The organism is Sphingomonas sp. ERG5 (assembly GCF_000803065.1).
Taxonomy (GTDB): Bacteria; Pseudomonadota; Alphaproteobacteria; order Sphingomonadales; family Sphingomonadaceae; genus Sphingomonas.
Genome location: NZ_JSXI01000063.1, coordinates 56,667 through 83,214, shown reverse-complemented (window position 1 = coordinate 83,214; position 26,548 = coordinate 56,667). Strand labels below are relative to the sequence as shown.

Annotated in this window: 25 protein-coding genes; 20 read left to right on the top strand and 5 right to left on the bottom strand. The window is 63.4% G+C overall.

Features of this window, described 5'->3' with window-relative positions; translation table 11 throughout:
* Nucleotides 1-2: 2 nt before the first annotated feature.
* Together OO12_RS20065 and OO12_RS28205 are read right to left on the bottom strand one after the other, a co-directional pair.
* Nucleotides 3-2,429 (bottom strand): TonB-dependent receptor, encoded by a 2,427-nt coding sequence (locus OO12_RS20065; protein ID WP_034160508.1) that lies wholly within the window; start codon nucleotides 2,427-2,429, stop codon nucleotides 3-5.
* Between the two features lie 316 nt (nucleotides 2,430-2,745).
* Nucleotides 2,746-3,108 (bottom strand): hypothetical protein, encoded by a 363-nt coding sequence (locus tag OO12_RS28205; RefSeq protein WP_152616544.1) that lies wholly within the window; start codon nucleotides 3,106-3,108, stop codon nucleotides 2,746-2,748.
* Between the two features lie 450 nt (nucleotides 3,109-3,558).
* Here OO12_RS28205 and OO12_RS20055 point away from each other — a divergent pair, with 450 nt between their 5' ends.
* The 6 genes from OO12_RS20055 (at nucleotide 3,559) to OO12_RS20030 (ending at nucleotide 6,438) form a co-directional block, all read left to right on the top strand.
* Nucleotides 3,559-3,849 carry an AtpZ/AtpI family protein gene (locus tag OO12_RS20055; RefSeq protein ID WP_034160506.1) on the top strand — a complete coding sequence of 97 codons (291 nt, stop codon included), beginning with the start codon at nucleotides 3,559-3,561 and terminating at the stop codon, nucleotides 3,847-3,849.
* Nucleotides 3,846-4,628, top strand: a complete 783-nt coding sequence (locus OO12_RS20050; RefSeq protein ID WP_034160505.1) for a F0F1 ATP synthase subunit A — start codon at nucleotides 3,846-3,848, stop codon at nucleotides 4,626-4,628. The genes OO12_RS20055 and OO12_RS20050 overlap by 4 nt, the downstream gene beginning before the upstream one ends.
* Before the next feature lie 63 nt (nucleotides 4,629-4,691).
* On the top strand, nucleotides 4,692-4,904 hold the full coding sequence (locus tag OO12_RS20045; RefSeq protein ID WP_055777096.1) for a F0F1 ATP synthase subunit C: 213 nt from the start codon (nucleotides 4,692-4,694) through the stop codon (nucleotides 4,902-4,904).
* A gap of 15 nt (nucleotides 4,905-4,919) precedes the next feature.
* A complete protein-coding gene (locus OO12_RS20040; protein WP_034160503.1) occupies nucleotides 4,920-5,414 on the top strand; it encodes a F0F1 ATP synthase subunit B family protein in 495 nt (164 codons plus the stop codon).
* Nucleotides 5,407-5,961: a F0F1 ATP synthase subunit B family protein gene (locus OO12_RS20035; protein WP_034160502.1), complete on the top strand. Its 555-nt coding sequence runs from the start codon at nucleotides 5,407-5,409 to the stop codon at nucleotides 5,959-5,961. The genes OO12_RS20040 and OO12_RS20035 overlap by 8 nt, the downstream gene beginning before the upstream one ends.
* A gap of 141 nt (nucleotides 5,962-6,102) precedes the next feature.
* Nucleotides 6,103-6,438 (top strand): hypothetical protein, encoded by a 336-nt coding sequence (locus OO12_RS20030; RefSeq protein ID WP_034160501.1) that lies wholly within the window; start codon nucleotides 6,103-6,105, stop codon nucleotides 6,436-6,438.
* A 42-nt stretch (nucleotides 6,439-6,480) separates the two neighbouring features.
* On the opposite strand, the gene OO12_RS20025 is transcribed toward OO12_RS20030, so the two are convergent.
* Nucleotides 6,481-7,200, bottom strand: a complete 720-nt coding sequence (locus OO12_RS20025) for an SDR family oxidoreductase (protein ID WP_034160663.1) — start codon at nucleotides 7,198-7,200, stop codon at nucleotides 6,481-6,483.
* 83 nt (nucleotides 7,201-7,283) lie between these two features.
* On the opposite strand from OO12_RS20025, the gene uvrC reads away from it, so the two are divergent.
* The 8 genes from uvrC to OO12_RS19985 all read left to right on the top strand — a co-directional run bounded on the left by uvrC (nucleotide 7,284) and on the right by OO12_RS19985 (nucleotide 18,985).
* Entirely contained in the window at nucleotides 7,284-9,203 is a 1,920-nt protein-coding gene (gene uvrC, locus OO12_RS20020; RefSeq protein ID WP_034160662.1) for an excinuclease ABC subunit UvrC, read from the top strand.
* A gap of 68 nt (nucleotides 9,204-9,271) precedes the next feature.
* On the top strand, nucleotides 9,272-12,067 hold the full coding sequence (locus OO12_RS20015; protein ID WP_052216093.1) for a DUF3857 domain-containing protein: 2,796 nt from the start codon (nucleotides 9,272-9,274) through the stop codon (nucleotides 12,065-12,067).
* 66 nt (nucleotides 12,068-12,133) lie between these two features.
* Nucleotides 12,134-13,087: a polysaccharide deacetylase gene (locus OO12_RS20010; protein ID WP_034160500.1), complete on the top strand. Its 954-nt coding sequence runs from the start codon at nucleotides 12,134-12,136 to the stop codon at nucleotides 13,085-13,087.
* The gene (locus OO12_RS20005) at nucleotides 13,084-13,998 is read left to right on the top strand and encodes a GNAT family N-acetyltransferase (RefSeq protein ID WP_235364906.1); all 915 of its coding nucleotides are present in this window, start codon (nucleotides 13,084-13,086) and stop codon (nucleotides 13,996-13,998) included. Before OO12_RS20010 ends, OO12_RS20005 begins: the two co-directional genes overlap by 4 nt.
* 60 nt (nucleotides 13,999-14,058) lie before the next feature.
* Nucleotides 14,059-16,068 (top strand): amidohydrolase family protein, encoded by a 2,010-nt coding sequence (locus OO12_RS20000; RefSeq protein ID WP_052216092.1) that lies wholly within the window; start codon nucleotides 14,059-14,061, stop codon nucleotides 16,066-16,068.
* Between the two features lie 102 nt (nucleotides 16,069-16,170).
* Entirely contained in the window at nucleotides 16,171-16,797 is a 627-nt protein-coding gene (gene recO, locus OO12_RS19995) for a DNA repair protein RecO (RefSeq protein ID WP_034160499.1), read from the top strand.
* 47 nt (nucleotides 16,798-16,844) lie between these two features.
* Nucleotides 16,845-17,888, top strand: a complete 1,044-nt coding sequence (leuB, locus tag OO12_RS19990; RefSeq protein ID WP_034160498.1) for a 3-isopropylmalate dehydrogenase — start codon at nucleotides 16,845-16,847, stop codon at nucleotides 17,886-17,888.
* On the top strand, nucleotides 17,885-18,985 hold the full coding sequence (locus OO12_RS19985) for a glycosyltransferase family 2 protein (RefSeq protein WP_034160497.1): 1,101 nt from the start codon (nucleotides 17,885-17,887) through the stop codon (nucleotides 18,983-18,985). The genes leuB and OO12_RS19985 overlap by 4 nt, the downstream gene beginning before the upstream one ends.
* A gap of 8 nt (nucleotides 18,986-18,993) precedes the next feature.
* Here OO12_RS19985 and OO12_RS19980 read toward each other — a convergent pair whose 3' ends face one another.
* Nucleotides 18,994-20,247, bottom strand: a complete 1,254-nt coding sequence (locus OO12_RS19980; RefSeq protein ID WP_034160496.1) for a glycosyltransferase family 39 protein — start codon at nucleotides 20,245-20,247, stop codon at nucleotides 18,994-18,996.
* 94 nt (nucleotides 20,248-20,341) lie between these two features.
* Between OO12_RS19980 and OO12_RS19975 the strand changes: the two genes are divergently transcribed.
* From OO12_RS19975 to OO12_RS19955, 5 genes are read left to right on the top strand one after another with little or no spacing between them, the layout of a single operon-like run.
* Entirely contained in the window at nucleotides 20,342-21,550 is a 1,209-nt protein-coding gene (locus tag OO12_RS19975; protein WP_034160495.1) for a trans-sulfuration enzyme family protein, read from the top strand.
* Between the two features lie 14 nt (nucleotides 21,551-21,564).
* Nucleotides 21,565-21,963: a Co2+/Mg2+ efflux protein ApaG gene (gene apaG / locus OO12_RS19970; protein ID WP_034160658.1), complete on the top strand. Its 399-nt coding sequence runs from the start codon at nucleotides 21,565-21,567 to the stop codon at nucleotides 21,961-21,963.
* On the top strand, nucleotides 21,960-22,751 hold the full coding sequence (locus OO12_RS19965) for a LysR family transcriptional regulator (protein WP_034160494.1): 792 nt from the start codon (nucleotides 21,960-21,962) through the stop codon (nucleotides 22,749-22,751). Before apaG ends, OO12_RS19965 begins: the two co-directional genes overlap by 4 nt.
* Nucleotides 22,748-23,275: a GNAT family N-acetyltransferase gene (locus OO12_RS19960; RefSeq protein ID WP_034160493.1), complete on the top strand. Its 528-nt coding sequence runs from the start codon at nucleotides 22,748-22,750 to the stop codon at nucleotides 23,273-23,275. The genes OO12_RS19965 and OO12_RS19960 overlap by 4 nt, the downstream gene beginning before the upstream one ends.
* A complete protein-coding gene (locus OO12_RS19955; protein ID WP_034160492.1) occupies nucleotides 23,272-23,532 on the top strand; it encodes a hypothetical protein in 261 nt (86 codons plus the stop codon). The genes OO12_RS19960 and OO12_RS19955 overlap by 4 nt, the downstream gene beginning before the upstream one ends.
* A 23-nt stretch (nucleotides 23,533-23,555) precedes the next feature.
* On the opposite strand, the gene parE is transcribed toward OO12_RS19955, so the two are convergent.
* Nucleotides 23,556-25,535 carry a DNA topoisomerase IV subunit B gene (parE, locus tag OO12_RS19950; protein ID WP_034160491.1) on the bottom strand — a complete coding sequence of 660 codons (1,980 nt, stop codon included), beginning with the start codon at nucleotides 25,533-25,535 and terminating at the stop codon, nucleotides 23,556-23,558.
* Between the two features lie 150 nt (nucleotides 25,536-25,685).
* Here parE and OO12_RS19945 point away from each other — a divergent pair, with 150 nt between their 5' ends.
* Nucleotides 25,686-26,525 (top strand): outer membrane protein, encoded by an 840-nt coding sequence (locus OO12_RS19945; protein ID WP_034160490.1) that lies wholly within the window; start codon nucleotides 25,686-25,688, stop codon nucleotides 26,523-26,525.
* Nucleotides 26,526-26,548: the final 23 nt, after the last annotated feature.

The following is a 26,548-nucleotide window of genomic DNA, read 5'->3' as shown; positions in this document are numbered from 1 at the left end:
GATCAGAATTTCGCGCTGATCGTCCCGAACCATTGGCGCGGAGCGAGCGGGAATTGATTGAACGTCCCCGACGCGGCGCCGATGCTCAGCGTCGATGCGGCCTTCTTGTCGGTGATGTTGGTGACGTTGAGGCTGATGTTCAGCTCCTTCACGAACGCGCTGTCGCCAAGCGGGATTGCCGCGCCCACTCGCCCAGCGAGCGTGAAATAGCTCGGGACCGACAGGTCGTTGGTATAGGTGGCGTAGCGCTTGCCGATATAATCGCCGACCAGTTGCACGTCGAAAATGCTGTAGTTCGCGCTGGCGATGACCTTGTAGAGCCAGTCCGGCGACCCGGGCACTTTCTTGCCTGCGGTCGGCACCGTCGCGGTGCCGCTGACATAATCGTCCTGATATTTCGACACATTGTAGGACAGGGCGTTGTAGAGCGAGAAATGCGATCCGACGCGCAGCGTGCCGGCGATATCCACGCCGTCGGTCTTCACGCCGCCGACATTGTTGATCAACGGCGAGCCGCTGACGATCGAGGTGATCACCGGCGTCGGGCTGACCGAGAGCAGCCGGTTGCTGAAATCGACATGATAATAGCTGATCTGGCCGTCAAAGCTGATCCCGCCGCCGAACGACTGTTGCGTCCGCACGCCGGCTTCATAGGTCCAGCTGGTTTCGGGCTTCGCTGTGTCGCGGAAAATGTCGAACGCCTTCTGGCTGCCCAATGCGAAGGGTGACAGGCCGCTTGCCGCGCTGGTCTGGAACTGGCGGATATTCTTTTGCGCATTGGCGAACAGCTGCACATGGCTGGTCGCTTCCCACAGCACGCCGAGCTGCGGCAGGAACCAGGTGCTGGTGTTGATCTCGCCATTGGGCAGTGCGGTCGATCCGGTGAAGGATCCCGGGATCGGCTGCACCTTCATCGTCTGGCGCGCGCGCTGGAACGTGCTCTTGAAGCCGGCCTGGATGGTAAGCGTCGGGATCGGCTTCCAGCTATCCTGGATATGCGTCTGGATTTCATCGACGCGCACTTCGCTCCAATATTGCGTGATCAGTGGAACCAGCGTGTCGCGCGGGCGCTGATAGGGCGTGGACGGGTTGTTGACGTCCAGCGCGTACCAGCGGCGCTTGGCTGATGAACTCTGATGCTCGTACCAGCCGCCGATCTCGATCTGGTGATTGCCCAGCTCGACCTGCAACGTCGACAACAGGCCACCACGATCGATACGATATTCGGTGGTGCGGGTCGCGAACCCCGATCCACCGAATACCTGAGTCAGGCGTGCGAGGTTTTCCGGCGATGTCGGGCTGCCGACGGCGGGGTAATAGAAGGAAAACAGCTGGGGCAGGCCGGCGACGTCGATCGGCCCGGCGACCACGCCGACGCCATCGTCATGGTGATAGTAAAGCTGGTTGGAGAAGGTCACCTTGTCGCTGACGTTCCAGTCATATTTCGCATAGCCGAGCCAGTCGGTGCGCTGCGCGTCGCTATAGTAGTTGCGATAATTGGACCCGGCCGCCTTGTAGGCGCCGGACGACAAATAGGTCAGCGCGCTCTTGAAGTCGGGATAGAGGAACGGGCGCGCATAAGGCGCTGTGGCGCGGTTGGCGACCGTGATGACCGTCGCATCCTCATTGGGTTCGGTCTTGTCCGAATAGGCGGCGTAAAGTGTCAGCTTGCCGGTCGAATCGTCATGCACGAACTTGGCGTTGGCCTGATACCCGCCCTGCTTGCCGTTAAAATCCCATGCCCGTGCGTCCTGGCGCAGGCCCGAGACATACAGGCTGTTGCCATTGCCGAACGTGCCGCTGTCGAGCCGGACAAAAGTGCGCGAGGTGGAATAGCTGCCAAATGTTTGCGCGATCGTCGCGCCCATTTCGCTTTTCGGATCGCTGGAGAACGTGTCGATCGTCCCGCCGAGATTGCTCGTCGATGCGGTACCGAGATCGCCCGCGCCCGAGGCAAGCGTGACGCGCCCGACATTCTCCGAAATGATCGCGCGCTGCGGCGACAGGCCATTGTAATTGCCATAGGTCTGGTCGCCGAGCGGCACGCCATCGAGCGTGTAGCCAAGCTGCTGCGCGTTGAAGCCGTGGATGAACAGCGAGATATTCTGCTCGTTATTGCCCCACGGATCGGCGGTCAGGAACGTCACCCCGGGCAGGGTCTGGATCGCCTTGAGCGGGGAGACGCCGGGCAGGATCTTCTGGATTTCGACATTGGTGACTTGAGTCACCGACCGCGTGGTGCGCGCGGTGACGATGATCGCATCGTCGGCCGCTTCCGTGGGCGCATCCGGCGCAGCGACGGGCGCACCATCGTCCGGCGTGGTCGCCGTGGTGGCTATATCGTCTTTGGCCAGGGCTGGGGTGGCGGAAGCCAGTGCCATCAGTGCCGCGCCGCTCAGCCAAAAGGTTCGCTTGTCGAAAAAGGTCATAGCCATCCCTGCCATTTTGTTGCGCCGCACAACGGCGAGAGGCTGGCCTGTAGCGAGGATAAAAAACGGGATGATTGCCGATTTGTGAAGGTTCCGCGTCAGTTGCTCGAGAGAATGATGACACTGCCCATCAGGTGTGGATTGTAACAGTATCGCACGCTCAGCGCGCATCCGCCCCATTGAGACGGTGTGGAGCCATGCAAGCTCGGCCGGGTCGGCTGTCATCGCCGGATGGCGCTTTGCCCGGGACAGGCCCGAGGCCTGTTCACTGGTCGTTCGGCCCTGTTATGACGCGGGTTGGTTTGCTCATTCCCGACTAAGATGCAAAAGCGCTAAAGCTCCAGGTGATTGAACGAACTCTCTGCTTTGAGATTTCGATACAAATGACCCCTTTACGCCAGGACGTATCGTGGGAATAAAGCGTATAATGACTTGATATTTGTCGAGGATCGCGCCTTGGATCGCGAGAGATGTCGTCAATTGTAAGGCCGATCGCCTTTAATTTGGTATTGACTGATTTTCTATCGTCTCCGACAGCGATACCAAATTTGCTGCCACTGATAATTTCGCCTCTTGGTTCAAAGAATGATACTATTAATAGTTCATTTTTATTGATTACCAGCGCACAGGAAAAGACAAATACAACGAGCGCCAGGGATATGGTGATCAGTTCTGACATTGTCTGTCCTCGCACGTCTCTATATTATTGTCTGACGGGCCTGCGGGTGCCTCCGCCGGAGTGTATATCGCCAGCATTGCGGTGACATGGCGTCATTGTGGTAGAGGGGCTCCTGCTGGGCGCGGACCCTATTGCGGTGACGGTTTTGATCCGGATCTCCTCGGAACGGGCCCGGCCTTTGGCGGACGCCCACGTTCGTCTGGTACGCGCTTCCAAGACGGCGATTCAGGCCGCATCGCCAATCGTCGTCCAGGTCGAGCCTCGAATCGGGCTTCGCGCCGTCTGCCGGGCCGGCCACGGGTGTATCATCCCCGCCGTTCACACCGGTTGACTCAGGACCCCCCCTTTTCTAAACGGACGCCGCAACGGGGGCCCTGTGCAACAGTTCTCCCAGGTTTCTCGTCGCCGTGCGCAAGCGCGGCGGCGTTTTCTTATCAGGATGCTTTCGCGTTGGTCGACGACCGCCAGACCGATGACCTCGATCTCCGCATCGCCAAGGCGCGTGCGGCGGAAGAGGCGCGTGCCGGCAATGTCGGCGTGGCGAAGCCGGCCAAGGGCTATGCCCAGGGTTCGCGCGTGCTCGCCGAGCTGATCGGTGCGCCGCTTGGCGGTGGTATTCTCGGCTGGGCGCTCGACCAATGGTTCGGGACCAAGCCGTGGTTGATGCTCATCCTGATCGCGCTGGCCATCGTCGTGGCCTTCCGTAACATTTTCCGTATTTCGAAGGAGCGCGCAGAGTGAGCGCCGGCAAAATCGATCCGATGGAACAGTTCATGGTCGAGCCCGTGCTCGGCCGGCATATTGAGCTGTTCGGGTACGACATCTCCTTCACCAACTCGGCGCTGTTCATGGTCGTCGTGTTCGTGCTGCTTGCCGTCTTCATGTCGGGCGGGCTGAAGCGTCAGCTGATCCCCGGCCGCTGGCAGGTCGCCGCCGAAGGCGCGGTGAGCTTCATCGACAATATGGTGAAGGTGAATATCGGGTCGGGCGGCAAGAAGTTCGCGCCGTACATCTTCTCGCTCTTTTTCTTCATCCTGTTCGCCAACCTGGTCGGCGTGCTGCCGCTCGCGATCCTGCCTGGCCTGCACACTTTCGCGGTGACCAGCCATATCACCGTCACCGCGGTGCTGGCGTTCCTGTCGTTCGGCATCGTGCTCGTCGTCGGCCTGTGGAAGCATGGCCTGAAATTCTTCTCGCTGTTCGTGCCGCACGGCACGCCGCTGTGGCTGATGTGGCTGATCCCGCCGGTCGAGCTGCTGTCGTTCCTGGTGCGCCCGTTCAGCCTCGGCCTGCGACTGTTCGTCGCGATGACCGCCGGGCACATCCTGCTCGAAGTGTTCGGCAGCTTTGTCGTTCAGGGCCTCAACGCCGGTGGCGTGATGGGCCCGGTCGTCAGCGTACTCAGCTTCGTGATGATCGTTGGGGTCAGCGCACTCGAATTGCTGGTCTGCGCGATTCAGGCTTATGTCTTCGCGCTGCTCACCTCGCTTTATCTCCATGACGCGGTGCATCTGCACTAAGTCCAACGAATTCCAACACTTGAAGACTATCTAAGGAGCTTTGAAATGACTGATCTTGGTGCAATGTACATCGGTGCCGGCCTCGCAGCGATCGGCGTGGGCATGGCCGCGCTCGGCGTGGGCAACGTGTTCGGCTCGTTCCTCGAAGGCGCGCTGCGCAATCCGGGCGCAGCAGACGGCCAGCAGGGCCGCCTGTTCATCGGCTTCGCGGCATCCGAGCTGCTCGGCCTGATCGCGTTCGTCGTCGCGATCCTCATCCTCTTCGTCGTCAAGTAAGAGCGAGCGCCTCCAATGCCTCAGTTATCCCAGATCGGAGAGATCTACGCGTCGCAGCTGTTCTGGCTCGCGATCGTATTCGCCCTGATCTATTTCGGGATCGGCAAGGCGATGGTGCCCAAGATCGAGCGGACGATCGACGATCGTACCGCGCGCATCTCGGGCGACATCGCTGCGGCGGAGGCGGCGCGCGCCACCGCGCTGGCATCGGACACGGCCTATCAGGCGGGTCTGGAGTCAGCGCGGAGCCAGGCGTTCAAGGCGGTGACCGAAGCCAAGGCAAAGGCGACCGCCAATGCCGAGACCCGGGTCAAGGCCGGCGATGCGGAGATCAACGACCGCATCACCGCCGCGACGTCTCGGATCGACGGCGCCCGGCAACAGGCGATGACCGACATCGAGACATCGACCGTCGATGCGGTGCAGGACATCGTCGCGAAGCTTTCGGGCGTCGCGGTCGACCGTGCATCGATCGAAAAGCAGGTAAAGGCGGAACTGGCGCATGGCTGAGGCGCATCCCGTAACGACAGTGGCGGAGACCGGCGTGGTCGAACTGCATCATGAGCCATCGGCGTTCGGCATCGCCGCGCCGGGTTATGTCGCGCTGTCGATGCTCGTCGTCATCGCGATTCTGCTGTGGAAGAAAGTCCCGGCGCTGATCGCGGGGATGCTCGATGCGAAGATCGCGGCGATCCGCACCGATCTCGACGAGGCCGCCCGGCTGCGGGCCGAGGCTGAGGCGCATCTCGCCGAAGCGAAGGCACGCAACGCTGCGAGCGCGGGCGATGCCGCCGCGATCGTCGCGCATGCCGAGGCCGAAGCGAAGCTGATGCTCGCCAAGGCGGAAAGCGATGCGCAGGAGCTGGTCGCGCGTCGCGGCAAGATGGCCGAGGACAAGATCGCCGCTGCCGAGCGCGCCGCGATCGGCGAGGTTCGCGCCAAGGCCGCTGATGCCGCCGCCAAGGCCGCTGCGGCGATCATCGCCGAACGGCATGGCGCGGAGGCCGACAAGGCGCTGGTTGATCGCACGATCACCGGCCTGGGCCGCCTCAACTGATCCTGGGCTGACCCTGAACTCATAGGGGTCAACGCGCTTGCTGACGCGAGCGTAAACATCGCATTTCGAATTGCTACTAATCCGGCTACACACCGGATTAGCGGCGATTCGCGCCGCTTTCATATTGAAAGAGGCTCCCTCATGAAGTCTGTCGTCCTCGGCGTTGCCCTTGTACTGGCCGCCGCCACTCCCGTTGCCGCCCAGACGAGCGCTCCCGCGGCGCCTGCGACGCCGGCTGCCCCCGCAGCAGCGGCCGCGGCTGCGACCAAGTTCAACCTCGACACGCCGATCGAAACGATCGCGGCGGATCCTGCCGGCAAGGCCGTGCTCGATGCCGACCTGCCCGGAATGACCGCGCATCCGATGTATGAAAGCTTCAAGGGCATGTCGCTGAACCAGGTTCAGCCGATGTCGGGCGGTGCCATCCCCGCCGAAGCGCTGGTCAAGGTCGGCACCGACCTGGCGGCGATCAAGTAAGACACGTTACGACCCACTCCGCTGCTGCCGTCGCGTGCGGCGTCAGTAGCGGAGCATCACGCGCCGCGCGATCGCGGGCGAGATGTTGTAAACCGTGTTGAGCAGTCGAGTCATGCCGACATTGGCCTGATCGCGGCCCTTCTCCATCGCGACGACGATCTGCCGCGCGCATTCCGGCGCGGGCATCTTGCTATGGGTATTCTCGGCGGTCATCCGTGTCTCGACCACCGGCGGCAGCACCTCCAGCACATGAATCCTGGTGTCCACGAGTTGCGCGCGCAGCGCCATGGTGAAGCTGCGCAGCCCGGCCTTGGTCGCGCAATAGACCGGGCTCTTGGCGGCGGGTGCGAGTGCCAGGCCCGATGTGACGTTGACGATCATCGCTTCGGGCCGCGCGCGCAGCGTATCGAGCATGCCGGCAATCAACCGGATCGGGGCGTTGAGATTGAGGAAGATCGATCGGTCGACCGCGTCGAGGTCGATCGGGGCGGTGACATCGAACGCCGCGCCCATGCCGGCATTGTTGACCAATATGTCGATCGGGCGACCGGCGACGGCGGCGAGCAGATCGGCGCAGCCCGCTTCGCCGCTTAAATCGACGGCGAGCGTCTCGAAGGCTTCCGCGCGTGCCGCCATCAGGCGCTCGGCATTGCGCCCGACCACGATGACGGTCGATCCGGCGCCCTGCAGTCGCCGGGCAAGCGCCAAGCCGATGCCGTCCGTTCCGCCGGTGACCAGGACCGTCTTTCCCGCAAGCTGCATCGCCATTCCCCTCTGTGCGTCGATATAGCCGTTGTTGCCTGCGTGCCGGAGTCCTAAATGAGGCGACCCCATATGAGACAATGATGTCCTCGCCCAACGCCCCAGACCGTTTCAACGAAGAGAAATCGACCTTTACCGTCCGGGGCAGCGATGCGCCCGATCTGGAGGCTGGCGTGGCCGCGATCCGCAACGTGCTGGCCACGCTGCCCGCGCGGCCGGGCGTCTATCGCATGCAGGATGCGCGCGGTGATGTGCTCTATGTCGGCAAGGCACGCGCGCTGAAGAATCGCGTGACCAATTACACTCAGGTCGATCGCTTGCCCAAAAGGCTGCAGCGCATGGTCGCGCAGACTCGTTCGATGACCATCGTCACCACCAACAACGAGGCGGAGGCGCTGCTGCTCGAGGCGCAGCTGATCAAGCGTTATCGCCCCGCCTATAATGTGCTGCTGCGTGACGATAAGAGCTTCCCCTTCATCCTGTTGCGCGCCGACCATGATTTCCCGCGCATCCAGAAGCATCGCGGCGCGCGGCGCGCCAAGGGCAATTACTACGGACCCTTCGCCAGTGCGGGATCGGTCAACAACACGCTCAATGCCCTGCAGAAGCTGTTCCTGCTGCGTTCCTGCACCGATGGTTTCTTCAAGAACCGCGACCGGCCGTGCCTGCTCTATCAGATCAAGCGCTGCTCCGCGCCGTGCGTCGGGCGGATCGACGCGGCGGGCTATGACGAGCTCGTCACTGACGCCAAATCGTTCCTCGCGGGCAAATCGACTCAGGTACAGACCAAGCTTGGCGGCCAGATGCAGGCTGCGGCGGAAGCGATGGATTTCGAACTCGCCGCGATTCTGCGCGACCGGCTGCGTGCGCTGACCTTCATTCAGGGGACGCAGGCAATCAATGCCGAAGGGTTGGGCGATGCTGACATCTTCGCGCTCGCCTGCAAGAACGGCGTGATGGGCATCCAGGCCTTCTTCATTCGCGGCGGGCAGAATTGGGGGCATCGCAGCTTCTTTCCGGCGCACACCAATGACGTGCCTGAAGATGAGGTGCTGAGCAGCTTCCTGACGCAATTCTACGAGGAAGTGCCGCCGCCGCGCACCATCTTCGTCGATCGCGAACTGGCCGAGGCGCCGCTGCTGGGCGAGGCGCTGGGCGCCGCCGCCGGGTTCAAGGTCACGCTGTCGATGCCGCAACGCGGCACGCGCCGCCGCTTGCTCGACCAGGCCAAGCGCAATGCCGAGGAAGCGCTCGACCGGCGACTGGCGGAGAGCACCACTCAGGCCAAGCTGCTGCGCGAAGTCGCCGACCTGTTCGATCTGGGCGAGCCGCCGGACCGGATCGAGATCTACGACAACAGCCATATCCAGGGCACCAATGCGCTGGGCGCGATGGTCGTCGCCGGGCCGGAGGGCTTCCGCAAGGGCCAGTATCGCAAGTTCAACATCAAGAATCCCGACACTGAACCGGGCGACGATTTCGCGATGATGCGTGAGGTGTTCGGTCGCCGTTTCGCGCGCGCGCAGGCCGAGGATCCGGATCGCGATGCCGGCGACTGGCCCGATCTGGTGCTGATCGATGGCGGCCGCGGACAGCTCAATGCGGTGAAGGGCGTGATGGAGGAACTGGGCATTGAGGATGTCTGCCTGGTCGGCGTGTCCAAGGGACCGGACCGCCACGCCGGACGCGAGGTATTCCACATGCTCGACGGGCGCGAATTCCAGCTGCCGGTCAATGCGCCGGTGCTGTTCTATCTCCAGCGGCTGCGCGACGAAGCGCACCGCTTCGCGATCGGGGCGCACCGGGCCAAGCGCGCCAAGGCGATCGGCGCATCGCCGCTCGACGAGGTGCCGGGCATCGGCCCGGCGCGCAAAAAGGCGCTGCTGATGCATTTCGGCACTGGCCGCGCGGTGCGCAATGCGAGCCTGCAGGATCTGCAACAGGCACCGGGCGTCTCCTCGGCGGTCGCGCAACAAGTCTATGATTTCTATCACAGCCGATAAGGACGATTTCGCGTTTGCCGATCGCCGGCGCTGGATTAGAGTCCGACGCTTCGTTCGGGGGTAAGATCATGTTTCGGCCAATTCTCTTCACTGCGCTCGTCGCGGTCGCCAGTGCTGCCCAGGCGAGCGACAAGCCGATCTATGCGCCGGCCCCTGATTGGGTGAAGCCGGCGCCAGCGATCGATACGGCGTCGATCAAGGACGATTCGCCCGTCTTCCTGTTGCTCGATGGTCAACAATTGCTGAAGGACGGGCAGGTCACCGCCTATGTGGAAACGGCCGCGCGGGTCGCATCGACTCAGATGCTCGATCAGATTGGCTCGATCAAACTGCCATGGCAGCCCGACAAGGGCGACCTGATCGTTCACAAGCTGGAGATCATCCGGGGCGCCGAGCATATTGATCTGATCGCCGCAGGTCAGCGTTTCTCGGTAATACAGCGCGAAGAGAAGCTCGAGCAGCGCATGCTCAACGGGATGCTCACCGCGACTCTGGCGGTCGAAGGCCTGCGCGTCGGTGACGTGCTGCACATGAGCGTTTCGATCAAGCAGAAGGACCAGGCACTTGGGGGCAACGTCCAGACGATCGCGCTGCTGCCGACCGATCCATTCAGAATTCAGTTCGGGCGAACACGGCTGATCTGGCCGAAGGATGCGCCGATGCATTGGCGCATCAATGCCGTCGATATCCAGCCGCAAGTGACGACGATCGGCGATTATCGCGAGCTCAACCTCGCGTTGCCGCTGACCAAGCGGCCGGAAATGCCTGGTGATGCGCCTGCGCGGTTCCGGCAACCGCCGATGCTGGAGGCGACCAGCTTTGGTGACTGGGCATCGATCTCGGCGATCATGGCACCGCTCTACGCCACTGACGGTTTGATTGCGCCGGGCAGCCCGCTGGCGGGTGAGGTCGCGAAGATCATGGCGGCTGAATCCGACCCGCTGAAGCGGACCTCGCTCGCACTGGGGCTGGTGCAGGACAAGATTCGCTATCTGTTCAAGGGCATGGACGGTGGCAATTACATACCCCAGACGCCGACCCAGACCTGGGCGCTGCGTTACGGCGACTGCAAGGCGAAGACGCTGCTGCTGCTCGCCATGCTGCACCAGATGGGGATCGAAGCCGAACCGGTGCTGGCAAGCAGCCAATTGGGCGACGCATTGCCGGACCGGTTGCCCAGCCCAGGGGCGTTCGATCATGTTTTCGTGCGTGCGACGATTGCGGGCGAAAGCTTGTGGCTCGACGGCACCGGGGCGGGCACGCAGTTCGCGGACATCCGCGACACCCCTGGCTTCCGCAATGTTTTGCCACTGCGCGTCGCAGGAGCGGGGTTGATGCCGCTCCCGACGCGGCCGAGCGGTCGGCCTGAAATCGCGGCGGATATCGAGCTCGACGAATCAGCGGGCGTGAATTTCCCGGCCCCCTTCAAGGTCGCTATGACCATGCGTGGGCCGCTCGCGCAGTTGATGAAGGCCAGCGCGGCGCAGGCCGGCAAGGATCAATTCACCGAGATGGCGAAAAAGATGAGCGAGAATCTCGTCGCATCGCCCACCATTATCACGCGCCGTCTGAGTTTCGACGATGTGGCGGGGACCGCGACGCTGAGCGCATCGGGTGTGGCCTATCCCGACTGGACGCGGGAGAATGAACGCTATCGCGTGACGCTCGACAGCACCATTGCCGACCTCACCTTCACACCGGATCGCACACGCGCAGCGTGGCGCGATATCCCGGTTTCGACAGGAGATGCGCTGTACACCACCCTGCGGTCGCGCATCACGCTGCCCGATGGCGGTCGCAATTACACGCTGGAGGGCAATATGACATTGTCCGACACGCTGATTGGCACCAAAGTCGAACGCACAGCGACGCTGGCCGATGGCGTGATCACGATGGCGGTGAAAACGATCGAAAGTGGAGCGGAGATCCCGGCTGCTGATATCGGGGCGACGCGCCAGCGGCTTGCTCAGGTCAAGCAGCACTTGCTTCGGGTCGTGGCGCCGGCCGACCTGCCGCCCGCGTGGCAGATCGTGGAGACCAGCAAACGCGCGCGCAAATTCGATTCGACGCTTGCGCTGTACAAGCAGGGAATCGCCGATGAGCCGGGCAAGGCCGAACCCTATACCAACCGCGCGTGGTTCTTCGAAAAGATCTTCGAACCGCGCCAGGCGATCGACGATATCACGCGGGCGATCGCAATCGAGCCGAGCGTCGACAGCTATCTGTGGCGTGCGCGGCTGCTCGGCAAGCTCGGCGATCGCGACAAGGCGCTCGCCGACGCGACGGCGGCGCGCAAGATCGATCCGGCATCGAGCAGCGCGGTGACTCAGCTCGCATCGCTTTATTCCGATCGGGGCGAAAAGGATCGCGCGCTCAGCCTGTTGGACGAGCGCATCGCCGAGGGCGGCAAAGACAAATCCGCGTTCATGGAGGCCAAGGCCCAGATATTGGGCGAGGCTGGCGACAAGGACGCGGCAATTGAGTTGATTGACGCCGCGATCGTCGCAAGCCCCGGCAACCCCGGGCTGCTCAACAGCCGTTGCTGGTTGAAGGGCACGCTCGACACGATGCTTGATACAGCGCTCAAGGATTGCACCAAGTCGATCGAACTTAGCGATGCACCGCAACAGCCGCTCGACAGTCGTGCCATGGTGTATTTCCGGCTCAACCGTCTTGACGATGCGCTGACCGATCTGAACGCGGCGCTCGATCTCGACGCGGATCGGCCTGAGAGCATCTATATGCGTGGCATGGTGCGCAAGCGGATGGGGGACGCCAAGGCGAGCGAAGCCGATTTTGCCGCCGCGCGGATGATGTTGCCGACGATCGACGAAACCTATGCCAAATATGGCATCAAGCCATGAGGTGACGAGCCGTCATGTGGCCGGCGTTGGGAGAATCTTCACCACGCCGCGTTAGCAATCGGTTGCATGACCAGTGTCTTCCTCACCGTCGATACCGAGCTCGCCTGGCGGCATCACGCGGCGTCGCTTGATGTCGAGACGATTTTCGCCCGCTCGCTCGAGCCGGCGGGGGTCGGTCTTGCCTATCAGCTCGCCCGGCTCGCCCGGCATGATCTGAAAGCGTGTTTCTTCGTCGATCCACTGCCCGCCCTGCTGTTCGGCCTCGAACCGATGAAGCGGATCGTCGGTGCGGTGATCGATGCCGGGCAGGAAGTGCAGCTTCATCTCCATCCCAACTGGACCGGCGCGGCGGCGGGGGATGGCGGCAAGACTCATGGCCGGTTCGAGCTGATCGATTTTCCCCAGGCCCAGCAGCGCGACCTGATTTCCGGCGCCACCGAATTGCTGATTGCGGCCGGCGCGCCGCATCCGATTGCGTTTCGGGCGGGCAGCTACAGCGCGAATGACGATACGCTGAGGGCGCTGGCGAGCCTCGGCTTTGCCTATGACAGCAGCCATAATGGCGCCGAGCATCCCTGGCCGAGTGCGATCGGGCTGCCGGTACGCCAGATCGCGCCGGTCGTGCGTGAGGGGCTGATCGAGGTGCCGGTCACCTTGATCGAGGACCGTCCGGGCGCCTTGCGCAATTTCCAGATTTGTGCGCTGTCCGCCGGCGAGATGGTCGCGGCGCTCGACCATGCCATGGCCGAAAACCATGCCGCGCTGACGATCGTCAGCCATAGCTTCGAACTCGCCAACCGCGAGGGAACGCGGCCTAATGCGATCCATGTCCGCCGTTTCGATGTACTGTGCACGATGCTCGACGCGCGTCGCGACGATTTGCCAACGGTCCATTTCGGGGATCGGCCCATGCTTGCGCTCGATCATGCCGATGCGCCGCTCGGGCCCAATTCGCTGCGCACCAGCTGGCGCCGCGCCGAACAGCTCTGGTCCAACATGATCGAGGAGCGCGCCGCGTGACCGCCGTACCGTTGCCGCTGCGTTTCCAGATCGGCGCACGGACGCTGGCGTCGATCCAGCGCCGGATGGTGCGTGTGCCGATGGCTCTCGACGATGTGCTGGAGGAGAGGCTTCCCGCCTTGCCGCCGCTCGACCGCGACGCGCATGGCTATCAGATCACCTCGTTGCCCGAGGCCAGCCACGACGCGATGATGCTGGCCGATAGCGGCATGATCGCCTTCGTTCGGCAACGCTATACGCGCTATTATGCCGATCTGACGATCGGCTATGACGGCTGGCTCGGCACCATGTCGGCGAATGCGCGCAGCGGCATGAAGCGCAAGGCGAAGAAAGTCGCGACCGGTTCCGGCGGCGTGCTTGACGTGCGGCGTTTTCGTACGCCGGACGATATGAGCGTGTTTCATGAAGTCGCGCGACGGATCTCGATGCGTACCTATCAGGAAAAGCTGCTCGGATCGGGCCTGCCCGAGGATGCAGCATTTCTGCGTCACATGTACTCGATGGCCGCCGCCGATGCGGCGCGGGGCTGGCTGCTCTATATCGCCGGGGAACCGGCGGCGTATCTCTATTGCCCGATCGCCAACGGCACGGTGCGGTACGAATATGTCGGTCATGATCCGGCCTTTAACGATCTGTCGCCAGGTAGCGTGCTGCATATGGAGGCGATGCGCGATCTTTATGCCGAGGGTAATTTGAAGCGCTTCGACTTCACCGAGGGCGAGGGGCAGCACAAACGCCAGTTCGCCACCGGCGGTGTGGCGTGCCTCGATTTGCTGCTGCTCCGCGCTAGCCTGGCCAATCGGTTGACCATTATCGCGCTGGGTACCTTCGACCGCGCCACCGCACTGGGCAAGAAAGCGACGCAGAAACTGGGGCTGGGCAATCTGGCGAAGAAGCTGCGACGGGCGTAATATCGAGCCGCGCGCATCCTGTGGCAATTATCGGCGCTGCGATCGGGAGGAGCGTTGGGCATGCGCAACACGTTGATCCTTTGTTTCGCGATGAGCCTGATTGGCTTGCCTGCGATCGCTGCGGAACGCTCCGATCTGGTGCTTGCGCAGGATCACGTTGCCGGCGAGCAGGCGGTTTCGGACGGGCCGGACAATTCGATTGCGGCGCACTACCGTTACGCCGATCGCGACCATGGCGAAGACATCACGGCGCGCTGGGTGCTCGGCCCGGACGGCATGCCGGTAGAATATAGCGCGATGGGGCATGACTATATGCGTGCCCGGATCGACGAAAAGTTCAGCTGGGATGGCCGCTTCGCAACCTGGTCGAGCGGCGCGGGGCGTGATCGCCGCGACCTTTCGGCTCCCGCATTCTATATGCCGGCCAATCCGGTTCCCGAATATTATGGCGTACTGGTCCGGGCCTTGCTCAAGACTCCAGGTCGTGAACTGGCGCTTCTTCCCAGCGGCCGGGCTCGGCTGGAGGAAGGGCGCAGCATCCATGTCAGGGTTGGTGGGCGCACGGTCGAATGGAAACAATATCGTATCGGTGGGCTGCGCTTCATGCCGTTGCCCGTCTGGCTCGACCATGCGGGTGCTATGGTTGGATTGGCCAGTCCTTTCCTGACCACGATCGCCGCGGGACATGGTGCGGACGCGTCAGCACTGCTGCGCGGGCAGGATGAGGATAATGAAGCCTGGTACGCGCGCATGGCGCGAGAACTGACCCATGACCCCAAGGGGCCTTTGCTGATCCATAATGCGAAGCTGTTCGATCCGCGGACTCTGCGGACCGAGGAAAAGATGAGCGTATTTGTCCGCGATGGCCGGATCGAGAGGGTCGGGCCGGACGGCAGCTTCCCGGTCGATGCCGCTGCTGGGCGGATGGATGCCCGGGGCCATTTTTTGATGCCCGGCATGTGGGACGTGCATGCGCATTTCGACGGTGTCGACGGGTTGCTGGACATCGCCAACGGCGTGACCAGTGCGCGCGATATCGGCAATGACGTCGATTTGTTCCTCAAACGCGTCGCCCGTTTCGAAAACGGTACGGAGGTTGGCCCCACCGTGATCAAAGCGGGTTTCATCGACCGCGAAGGACCATATGCCGCCCCGCTGCCGACTCGTGTCAGGTCGCTGGATGAGGCGCTCAAATGGGTCGATTGGTATGCGGCCCACGGTTATGTCCAGATCAAGACCTATATGTCGATGAAGCCGGAATGGATCCGGCCGATCGCCGCGCGTGCTCATCAGCTTGGCATGCGGCTGAGTGGTCATGTCCCGGCCTTCATGTCGGCGCGCCAGTTTGTCGAAGCCGGGGCGGACGAGATCCAGCATTTCAACTATGTCGAGCTCGATTTCCTTTATCCGCGCGTTCAGGAAACGACGCTATTGAAGAACCGGTTCATCGAAGTGGCCCTACATGCGGCGGAGAATGGCCCCGAGACCGAAAAAGCGAAGGATCTCATTGCCTTTTTCAAGCGTCATGGGACAGTTCTGGACCCGACGATGGCGTTGCTGGAAACCCGCCTGGCGGGGAGGCCGGACGATGTACCTCCAGGGTTGCGTGGCGTGGCGGATCGATTCCCGTCGCAAATCCGCCGGGGTCTGGTTGGCGGAGTCTATGAAGCGCCCAAAGGGCAGGAAGCCGTCTATCACGGGGCGATGCCGGCAATGCTGGCCCTGCTCGGCGCGATGCATCGCGCCGGGGTGAGAATCATGCCGGGGACGGATTTTCTTGCCGGCTACACGCTTCACCGCGAGCTGGAATTATATACTCAGGCAGGGATTCCGCCAGCCGAGATATTACGACTTGCGACCCTCACGCCGGCAGAGATTTTGGGGATCGACAAGGATCGCGGGATTATCGCTGTCGGCAAGCGCGCCGACATGATTTTGGTCGATGGCGATCCCACGCGCGATATTTCGGACATACGCAAGGTCGAGACCATCGTTAAGGGCGGGAAACTCTATTATCGGCGCGAAATAGAAGCGGCCCTCGGCATGCACATCGGCACCCCGGCGCGATAACATGCCCATTGGGTGTATTGTGTCGGCATCAGGCGATCGCTTCCGCAATACCCCTGAAAGGGAAGGGGTGAAGTCGCAGGCATCCCCGGCTACACCGCCCGCATGCATCTCCGTGCCGAAGCCCTGATCCTCGCCGTTCGCCAGCATGGTGAGCACGGCGCGATCGTGCGCGCGCTGACCATGGAGCACGGCCTGCAGCCCGGTTATGTGCGCGGCGGCAAGTCGCGGCGGATTCGCCCGATCCTGCAACCGGCAAACTTAGTGCTCGGCGAATGGCGTGCACGGACCGAGGATCAACTCGCCGGACTGACGGTCGAGCTGATCCATAGTCGTGCCCCGCTTTATGCCGAGCCGTTGCCTGCGGCGGCGCTCGAATGGGTGACGGTGCTGACCGCAACCGCGCTGCCCGAGGCGCAACCCTATCCACGTCTGCATACGGCACTTGACGGGGTGATCGGTGCGATCGAAGCGGCGCCCGCCGCGCGCGGCTGGGCACTGGCCCTGGCGCGCTATGAGTTGCTGCTGCTGGCCGAGCTTGGCTACGGCCTCGAACTCGACGACCTGCCGGTCATTTTGCGCAGCGGCGGCGAGGCGAGCTGGGGCGATATCCTGGCGGCGCTGAGCATTACCGGCGAAGCATTGGAAGCGGACATCCTGACCGATCGTCGCGCCGATACGCTCGCCGCGCGGGGGCGGCTGGTGGAAAGGCTCAAAAGGGCGGTTGCGTGAGCGACGGAGGGCGGGCATTGCCGCGACGCGAACCAGCGGAAGAACCTATGCTCATTGCCTTGCTGCCCGGTGACGGAATTGGTCCCGAAGTCGTTGCCGAAGCGCGCCGCGTGCTTGACGCGCTGGCGCTCGATCTGAGCTTCGAAGAGGCGCTGGTCGGTGGCGCCGCCTATCATGCGACCGGCCATCCTTTGCCGCCTGAAACGCTGGCGCTGGCGAAGCGCGCCGATGCGATCCTGTTCGGTGCGGTCGGGGATCCGTCGTGCGACGCGCTGGAGCGCGCGCTGCGGCCCGAACAGGCGATCCTTGGCCTGCGCAAAGAGCTCGCCTTGTTCGCCAATTTGCGCCCCGCCAAGCTTTTTCCGGGCCTTGAAGATGCGTCCGCGCTTCGGCCCGAGGTCGCGGCGGCGATCGACATGGTGATCGTGCGCGAGCTCAACGGCGATGTTTATTTCGGCGAGAAGGGCATGCGCACGACGTCTTCGGGCAAGCGCGAAGGCTATGATATCATGAGCTATGACGAGAGTGAGGTCGCTCGCATCGCCCATGTCGGTTTCCAGACTGCGGCGAAGCGCAGCGGCAAGCTCTGCTCGGTCGACAAGGCCAATGTGCTGGAAACCTCGCAATTGTGGCGCGATGTGATGATCGAGGTGTCGGCCGATTATCCCGACGTCGCGCTCAGCCATATGTATGTCGACAATTGCGCCATGCAGCTGGTGCGCAATCCCGGTCAGTTCGACGTGATCGTCACCGGCAATCTGTTCGGTGACATCCTGTCCGACCAGGCCAGCATGTGCGCCGGATCGATCGGCATGCTGCCCTCCGCCTCGCTCGATAGCGCGGGCAAGGGGCTGTATGAGCCGATCCATGGCAGCGCGCCCGACATTGCCGGGCAGGGCAAGGCCAATCCGTGCGCGACGATCCTGTCGGCGGCGATGATGCTGCGCCACTCGCTTGGCCTGGCCGAGGCCGCCGATCGCATCGAGGCGGCAGTCGGCGCCGCGCTGGCCAAGGGCGCGCGGACCAGCGACCTGGGCGGTACGCTGTCGACCCGGGCTATGGGTGATGCGGTGGTGGCCGAATTGGCATGACGGGTCTGCTCGAGCTCGCGGTGGTCATTCCGACGTTCAATGAGGTCGGCAATGTCCCCTTGTTGATCGCCAAGCTGGATGCCGCGTTGCAGGGCCGTATCTGGGAGGCAGTGTTCGTCGACGACAACAGTCCCGACGGTACGGCGCAGGCAGCGCGCGAGATCGCCCGGTCCGACCGGCGCGTGCGGGTGATTCAGCGCATCGGCCGGCGCGGCCTGTCTTCGGCCTGTATCGAGGGCATGTGCGCGACCGCTGCCCCGGTGGTCGCGGTGATCGACGGCGACCTGCAGCATGACGAAACGATCCTGCCGCAGATGCTCGACGCGTTGCAGAAGGATGAGACGCTCGACGTGGTGATCGGGTCACGTTTCGTCGATGGCGGCGGCACAGGTGACTGGGATCGTGACCGGGTGGCTAAATCGGCCTTTGCGACCAAGCTCTCACGGCAAGTGCTGAAAGCCGATCTGAGCGATCCGATGAGCGGCTTCTTCATGATCCGCACGCAGATCGTGCGCGATCTTGCACCGCACCTCAATGCGATCGGCTTCAAGATTCTGCTCGACCTGATGACGGGAAGCACCAGGGCGCTGAAGTTTCTGGAACTCCCCTACACCTTCCGCGTGCGGACCGAGGGAGAGAGCAAGCTCGATTATGTCGTGGCGATGGAATATCTGATCGCGATCTATGATCGGATGTTCGGGCGAGTCATTCCGGTGCGGTTTGCGATGTTCTCCGGCATCGGTGCGCTTGGCGCCGGGGTGCATTTCCTGGTTCTCGGATTGCTGTTCAAGGAACTGGGCACGAGCTTCATCGGCGCGACGATCGCCGCCACGGTGGCGGCGATGACCTTCAACTTCTTCCTCAATAACGCGCTGACCTATCGCGACAGCCGCTTGAAGGGAGCGAAGGAATTGTTCGACGGCTGGATCAGCTTCTGCGTCGTCTGCTCGGTCGGCGCGGTCGCCAATGTCGGCGTGGCCGCGTTCCTGTACGATGCGCGGGCGGATACCTGGGCCTTTTCGGCGCTGGCCGGAATCCTGGTCAGCGCGGTGTGGAATTACGCATTGTCGTCGCGTTTCACCTGGGGGCGATATTAAGGCTCGCCTCAGGGCCAGCTCGACAGCCACATCCAGTGCAGGAACGCCTGATCGTTGGGCAGCGCGGCGGCCGAGATGATTGGGTAGAACATCACGAACAGCAGCGTGACCAGCGCGAGATAGGCCCAGTCCCAGGACAGCCCCCAGTGCCGCCACTTGCCGTGCCGATGGTCGATCAGTGCGGCGAGCGCGATGCACAGGAAGATGCTCGGCAGGTAGTAATAATAGAAGAACCCCAGTGATTTCGGGATGATCGCCCAGATCAGATACGCGCCGAGCCATAAGGCCGCGACGCCGAAAAATTTGATCGACCGTTCGCGTATGCCGATGACCAGGCAGGCCGCGACCGCAACCAGCCCGCCCCACATGATCGCCGGATTGCCGAGCAGCAATATGCCGCGCACTGCGCCATCGACCTTTTCATAGAGATACCAGATCGGGCGGATCATCAGCGGCCAGCTCCACCAGCTCGACTGATAGGGGTGCGAGGGCAGGGCCTGAGTCTGTTGCGCGTACATGTGCAGCTGGAACGGGATCAGCCGACCGAGCGTCATAGGCTCCTCGGCATAGAAAAATGCCGGCGCGAAGGTCAGGAAATAGGTCGCGATGCTGACGCCGCCAAGGATCAGCAGGGCGGGGATCGGGCGCAGCCCCGGCCAGGCCGCGGCATCGCGCCGGCGCATGACCAGGAAGGCGATCGCGGCATAGGCGACGAACGGCGCCGCTGCCCATTTGGTCGCGACGGCAAGGCCAAGCAGCATGCTGCCCAATATCCAGCGGCGCATCACCTTGCCGGGCGGGCTGCGCATCGCGCGCAGCAGTGCGACGATCGCGAGGATGACGAATGCCGCCATGAACCCGTCGAGCATCCCGATCCGCGCCTGGATGAAGACGGTGAAGTTAAGGATCACGAACAGCGCGCCGAACACCGCGGTCCGCGTGCGTTGAAACAGCATCCACAGGATCGCGAACACGCCGATCACCACCGCGGTCGCCGCGATCGTCGACATGATCCGCCAGCCCAGCGCATTGTCGCCGAACAGCGTCATGCCGGTCGCGATCAGCGCCTTGCCGAGCAGCGGATGTTCGGTGTTGGTCGGATAAGCGAGCTTCATCAGCACGCGCGCCGCCGGGACATAATGCGTCTCGTCGAACACCACAGTGCTGGGACGGGTCAGGTTGAGCGCGAAGAGGAACTGCGCCGCGGCACCGATTCCGCTCGCGATCAGAATCGGGCGAGGCGGGGCGGGGGGGGTCTGCATCACCTGCCGCTATCCCTTCTTCGTCGCCCGCTTTCAAGGGAGGCATTGACGCAGGGCATTGACGTGGGGCGATCCCACCCGGCAAAGCGGCGCCATGAAACGCCGTACCGGACAGAACCGCGACATCACCCGCTCCTGGCGCCCCGCGACTCAGGCCATTCGTGGCGGCACCGCCCGCTCCGAATTCGGCGAGACGTCGGAAGCGCTCTTCCTGACCTCGGGCTATGCCTATGACTGCGCGGCCGATGCCGCGGCGCGGTTCGCCGGCGAGCAGGTCGGCATGACCTATTCGCGATTGCAGAATCCGACGGTCGAGATGCTCGAACATCGCATTGCGCTGCTTGAGGGCGCCGAGGCATGTCGGTCGATGGCGACGGGCATGGCGGCGATGACCGCGGTCCTGTTGTGCCAGTTGCAGACCGGCGACCATCTGGTCGCGGGCCGTGCCGCGTTCGGATCATGCCGCTGGCTGACCGATACGCTGCTGCCCAAATTCGGTATCGACGTGACGATCGTCGATGCGCGCGACCCGCAGCAATTCGCCGATGCGGTGAAGCCCAATACCAAGGTCTTCTTCTTCGAAACCCCGGCCAATCCGACGATGGACGTGGTCGATCTGAAAGCCGTGTGCGACATTGCGCGCAAGCATGGCATCGTCAGCGTGGTCGACAATGCGTTCGCGACCCCGGCATTGCAGCGCCCGCTCGAATTCGGCGCCGACGTGACGGCCTATAGCGCGACCAAGATGATGGACGGGCAGGGCCGCGTGCTCGCCGGCGCGGTGTGCGGGACTGAGGATTTCATCAACAACACGCTGCTGCCCTTCACGCGCAATACCGGGCCGACGCTCAGCGCCTTCAATGCCTGGGTGGTGCTGAAAGGCCTTGAGACGCTCGACCTGCGCATTCATCGCCAGAGCGAAAATGCCATGAAGGTCGGTGCGTTCATCGAGAAGCGCGTACCGCGAGTCCTGCATCCCGGCTTGCCGAGCCATCCACAGCATAATCTGGCGATGAGTCAGATGGATGCCTGCGGCCCGATCTTCGCCTTTGAGGTCGAGGGCGGACGCAAGCAGGCGCATGGCCTGCTCGATGCGCTCGCGCTGATCGACATTTCGAACAATATCGGCGATTCCCGGTCGCTGATGACGCACCCGTCGTCCACCACGCATTCGGGCGTGGCCGAGGATAAGAGGATCGAGATGGGCGTGACCGAGAATCTGCTGCGCCTCAATGTCGGTCTGGAAGACCCACAGGATGTGATCGACGATCTCGACCAGGCGCTGACGGCGGTCGGCCTATGACCGGCCTGTCGGGCATGAAAGCACTGTTCCCCAATGTTGCGGAGACGCGTGGCGTCGTCGTGCGGGTATCGGTCAGCTATTTGCCCGAACAGTCCGAACCGCAGCGCGGCCGCTGGTTCTGGGCCTATCATATCCGCATCGAGAATGAGGGCGAACAGGCGGTGCAGCTGCTCACGCGCCACTGGGTCATCACCGACGGGCGCGGCGCGCGCCATTCGGTCGAGGGCGAGGGCGTGGTCGGTGAACAGCCGCTGATCGCGCCGGGCGCCAGTTTCGACTATGTCTCGGGCTGCCCGCTGGCGACGCCGACCGGCTCGATGCAGGGCAGTTATCACATGATCGGCGAAGATGGGTCGGGGTTCGACGTCGACATTCCCAAATTCGCGCTGCTCGCGCCGGCGGTCGGGGCATGAAGCGGACGCATCTTCCCCTCAACGGCTTGCGCGTGCTCGACGCTGCGGCACGGCATCTGTCCTTCACGCGCGCGGCCGATGAACTCGCCGTCACGCCCGCCGCCGTCGGGCAGCAGATTCGCGCGCTCGAGGATACGCTGGGCGTCGTGCTGTTCCGCCGCACCACCAAGGGCCTGGAGCTCACGCCCGAGGGCGAGGCGGGGCTGTCGGCGTTGCGTCATGGCTTCCTGCAGTTCGAGGAAGCCGTGCGTGCCATGCAGGCCGGGCAGACCTCCAAGTCGCTGACCATCGCAGCGCCGCGAGACCTGACCGAGAAATGGCTGATGCCGCGCCTCGCCGAGATTGCGCGCAGCGATGGCGAGTTGCGCTTCGTGCTCGTTTCGGCGGACGAGGATGTCGATTTCACCGAGGCCAATCTCGACCTCGCAATCCGCTGGGGCGATGGCCCGGGTGAGCATGAGGGCGAGGCGATCGAGTCCGAGGGCATGATCACGATCGAGCGGCCGGGCGGCGGCATCGATACGCGCATCTCCTGGCCGGGTTGCGTCAACGATCCCGAGACATCCCTGGTGCGGGTCGGTGACGCGGGCCTTGCGCTTGACGCCGCCGCACAAGGGCTGGGCCGCGCGACGGTGCCCGAACTGCTTGCCGCCGCCGATATCGCGGCGGGGCGCGTGGTGGCGATCGGCGAACCCAAGCCGTATCGGCTCGGCTATTGGCTGGTCGCGCCACTGCCGCAATGGCGGCAGAAGAAGGTCAAGGCGCTGGTGGAGGCGCTCACCGCGTGAGTGACGCGTTCGAAAGCAAGCGGTTGGCGATGCGCCCGCAGCGCATCGAGGATGCCGAGGCGCTATACGAGGCGTATCGCGACACCGATCTGATGCGATACTGGTCGAGCGCGCCGCATATGAGCGTCGAGGAAACGCGCGACTATCTGCGGCCGATGCTTGAGGGTGGCGACTGGCGCGGCTGGGCGATCACGGTGAAGGGCGATGATCGCGCGATCGGCACGCTCGCCGCGGGCAAGCGCCGCGAGGGCGTGTCGGAGATCGGCTATATGCTGGTGCGCAGCGCCTGGGGTCAGGGCTATGCGCATGAGGCGGTGACGCGGCTGCTCAATCTGCTGTTCCTTGAGGAAGGCCATCGCCGGGTCTTTGCCGACACCGACCCCGACAATGTCGCGTCGAATGGCGTGCTGGAACGATTGGGCTTCACCCGCGAGGGGCATCTGCGCGGCGAATGGGAAACGCATATCGGCGTGCGCGACAGCTTCATCTGGGGGCTGTTACGCGACGAGTGGAAGAACAAATGATCCCATTGCCCGACCTGAGCACGCCTGAGGGACGCGCGATTTATCGCGGGGAGCTGCGCGGCATTGCGCGGCCGATTCGGTATATGGGCGTGATCCTGACGCTGGCCGGCCTGGGCCTGGCGCTGTTCCGCCATCTGTCGATGCCGACGCTGCCGGCGATCCTGCCGCTGGTCTTCATCATCCTCGGCGTGCTGCACATGCTGGCGGGCATGCTTGTGCGGATGCGCTACCATCAACGGCGAATGCGCGGGGAATAGCCTGCCTTGCCAGGGGGGACGCCTTACGCGTCGATCGCGTCTTCCTCGATCCGTGCGGCATTTTCCTGGATGAAGGCGAAGCGGTGCGCCGGGTTGTTGCCCATCAGCCGGTCGACCAGATCCTTGACCACCGCGCGCTCCTCATATTCCTGCGGCAAGGTGATACGCAGCATCGAGCGTGTCTTCGGGTCCATCGTCGTTTCGCGCAGCTGCATCGGGTTCATCTCACCAAGGCCTTTGAAGCGCGCGACATCGACCTTCTTGTTCTTGAACGCGCCGGCCTCGATCTCGGCGCGGTGCGCATCGTCCATCGCGTAGAGCGACTTGGTGCCGGCGGTCAGGCGATAAAGCGGCGGCTGCGCAAGGTAGAGGTGCCCGCGCCGCACCAGCTCAGGCATTTCCTGGAAGAAGAAGGTCATCAATAGCGTGGCGATATGCGCGCCATCGACGTCTGCGTCGGTCATGATGACGATGCGTTCGTAGCGCAGATTGTCGGGGATACAGTCCTTGCGCGTCCCGCAGCCCAGCGCCTGGATCAGGTCGGCGATTTCCTGGTTGGCGCCGATCTTGGCCGAGGTGGCGGAAGCGACGTTGAGGATCTTGCCGCGAATCGGCAGGATCGCCTGGGTCTTGCGATCGCGCGCCTGCTTGGCCGAACCGCCGGCCGAATCACCTTCGACGATGAACAGTTCGGTGCCCTTGGGATCGTCCGACGAGCAATCGGTCAGCTTGCCCGGCAGGCGCAGCTTGCGCGCGGACGTCGCGGTCTTGCGCTTGACCTCGCGCTCCGCCTTGCGGCGCAGCCGGTCGTCCATCCGCTCGAGCACATAGCCGAGCAGCGCCTTGCCGCGTTCCATGTTGCGGCTGAGATAATGGTCGAAATGGTCGCGCACCGCTTTCTCGACCAGGAACGCCGCCTCGGGCGAGGTCAGCCGGTCCTTGGTCTGGCTCTGGAATTGCGGTTCGCGGATGAACACCGACAGCATCAGCTCACAGCCGACCATCACATCGTCGGCGGTGATGTCCTTGGCCTTTTTCTGCCCGACCAGCTCGCCAAAGCCGCGAATGCCGCGCACCAGGGCCGCGCGCAGGCCGGCTTCATGCGTCCCGCCGTCGGGGGTCGGGATGGTGTTGCAATACCAGCTATACGATCCGTCGCTCCATAACGGCCAGGCGACCGCCCATTCGACGCGCCCCTGCTCATTGGGGAAATCCTGCGTGCCGACGAAGAAGTCCGCCGTGGCGCATTCACGCGCGCCAACCTGTTCGCGCAGATGGTCGGCGAGACCGCCGGGGAACTGGAACACCGCCTCGGGCGGCGTGTCGTCGGTGATGAGCTCGGGCGCGCATTTCCAGCGGATCTCGACCCCGGCAAAGAGATAGGCCTTGGACCGGGCGAGCTTGTGCAGGCGTGCCGGCTTGAAATGCATCTCCGGCCCGAAAATCTCTTCATCCGGCACGAAGCTGACCGACGTGCCGCGCCGATTGGGCGTGGGGCCGAGTGCTTCGAGCGGACCGAGCGTCACGCCGCGCGAGAAGCGCTGACGGTACACCGTCTTGTTGCGGGCGACTTCGACCGTGGTGTCGGACGACAGCGCGTTGACCACGCTGACGCCGACGCCGTGCAGGCCGCCCGAGGTCGCATAGGCCTTGCCGTCGAACTTGCCGCCCGAATGGAGCATGGAGAGGATCACCTCGAGCGCCGATTTGTCGGGGAATTTGGGATGCGGATCGACCGGCATGCCGCGACCGTTATCGACGATGGTCAGCCGGTTGCCCGGTTCCAGCGTGATCTCGATCCGCGTCGCATGGCCGGCGACTGCCTCGTCCATCGCATTGTCGAGCACTTCGGCGGCAAGATGGTGCAGCGCACGTTCGTCGGTGCCGCCGATATACATGCCGGGGCGGCGGCGAACGGGTTCGAGCCCTTCAAGAACCTCGATCGACGAAGCGTTGTAATCGGACCCGGCGGGAGTGGAGGAAGCGAACAGATCATCGGCCATGCCTCGCTATAGGAGAGCATGACTCCCTCGGGCAAGCGTGCCGCCGCTGTGGCTGGTTTGTCACACTCCCCGTTAATGAGGTGAGCTGCGCGTCCATGTTGCAACTGCGAACGTTCCTGCCCTCGCTAACGCACCATTTGGAGTAACACGATGCGCAGCCTGTACATGCTTACCCTTGCCGCCGGCACCGCCGCTCTCGCGGTCGCCAGCCCGGCTTTCGCCCAGGATAACGAGAAAGCGCCGTTCGACGGCGTCTATGTCGGTGGGACGATCGGCTTCGATGCCCAGCCCAATGATGGCAATGAAACGATCCTGTTCGACCGCAATCTCGACGGCAAGTTCGGCGATCCGGTCACCACCTCGGGTGGCGCCAATGCCTTCTCGCCGGGCTTCTGCGGTGGCGCGGCGACCTCGACCGCCAATCTCGCCTGCCGCAACGACAAGGACAATATCAGCTATTCGGCGCGGATCGGCTTCGACAAGCAGTTCGGCAACATTGTCGCCGGCGTGGTTGGCGAATTCGGCAAGAGCCAGGTTCGCGACAGCGTTTCGGCGTTCAGCACGACGCCGGCCAGCTACACCATGACGCGCGAGGTCGACTACAACGCCAATGTTCGCCTGCGTCTCGGCTATGCCGCGAACACCACGCTCTTCTATGCGACCGGTGGTCCGGCCTATGCCAAGCTCGACCATAGCTTCACCACCAGCAACACCGCGAACAGCTTCACTGAGCGCGGCAAGAACAGCAGCTGGGGCTATGTCGCGGGCGGCGGTATCGAGCAGAAGCTCGGCCGTCACTTTTCGATCGGGCTCGAATATCTCTACAATCAGTACAAGGACGATGACTACCGGGTTCGTGCCGGTGCCGGTTCGGCGCCAGCGACCAACCCGTTCATCCTCGCCCCCAATACCACCGGAACCGATTTCGCGCGCAGCGGCGACCAGTTCCGCTGGCACAGCGTTCGCGCTACCGCGCAGTTCCGCTTTTAAGCAGACCGGATAGGGAATGGGGA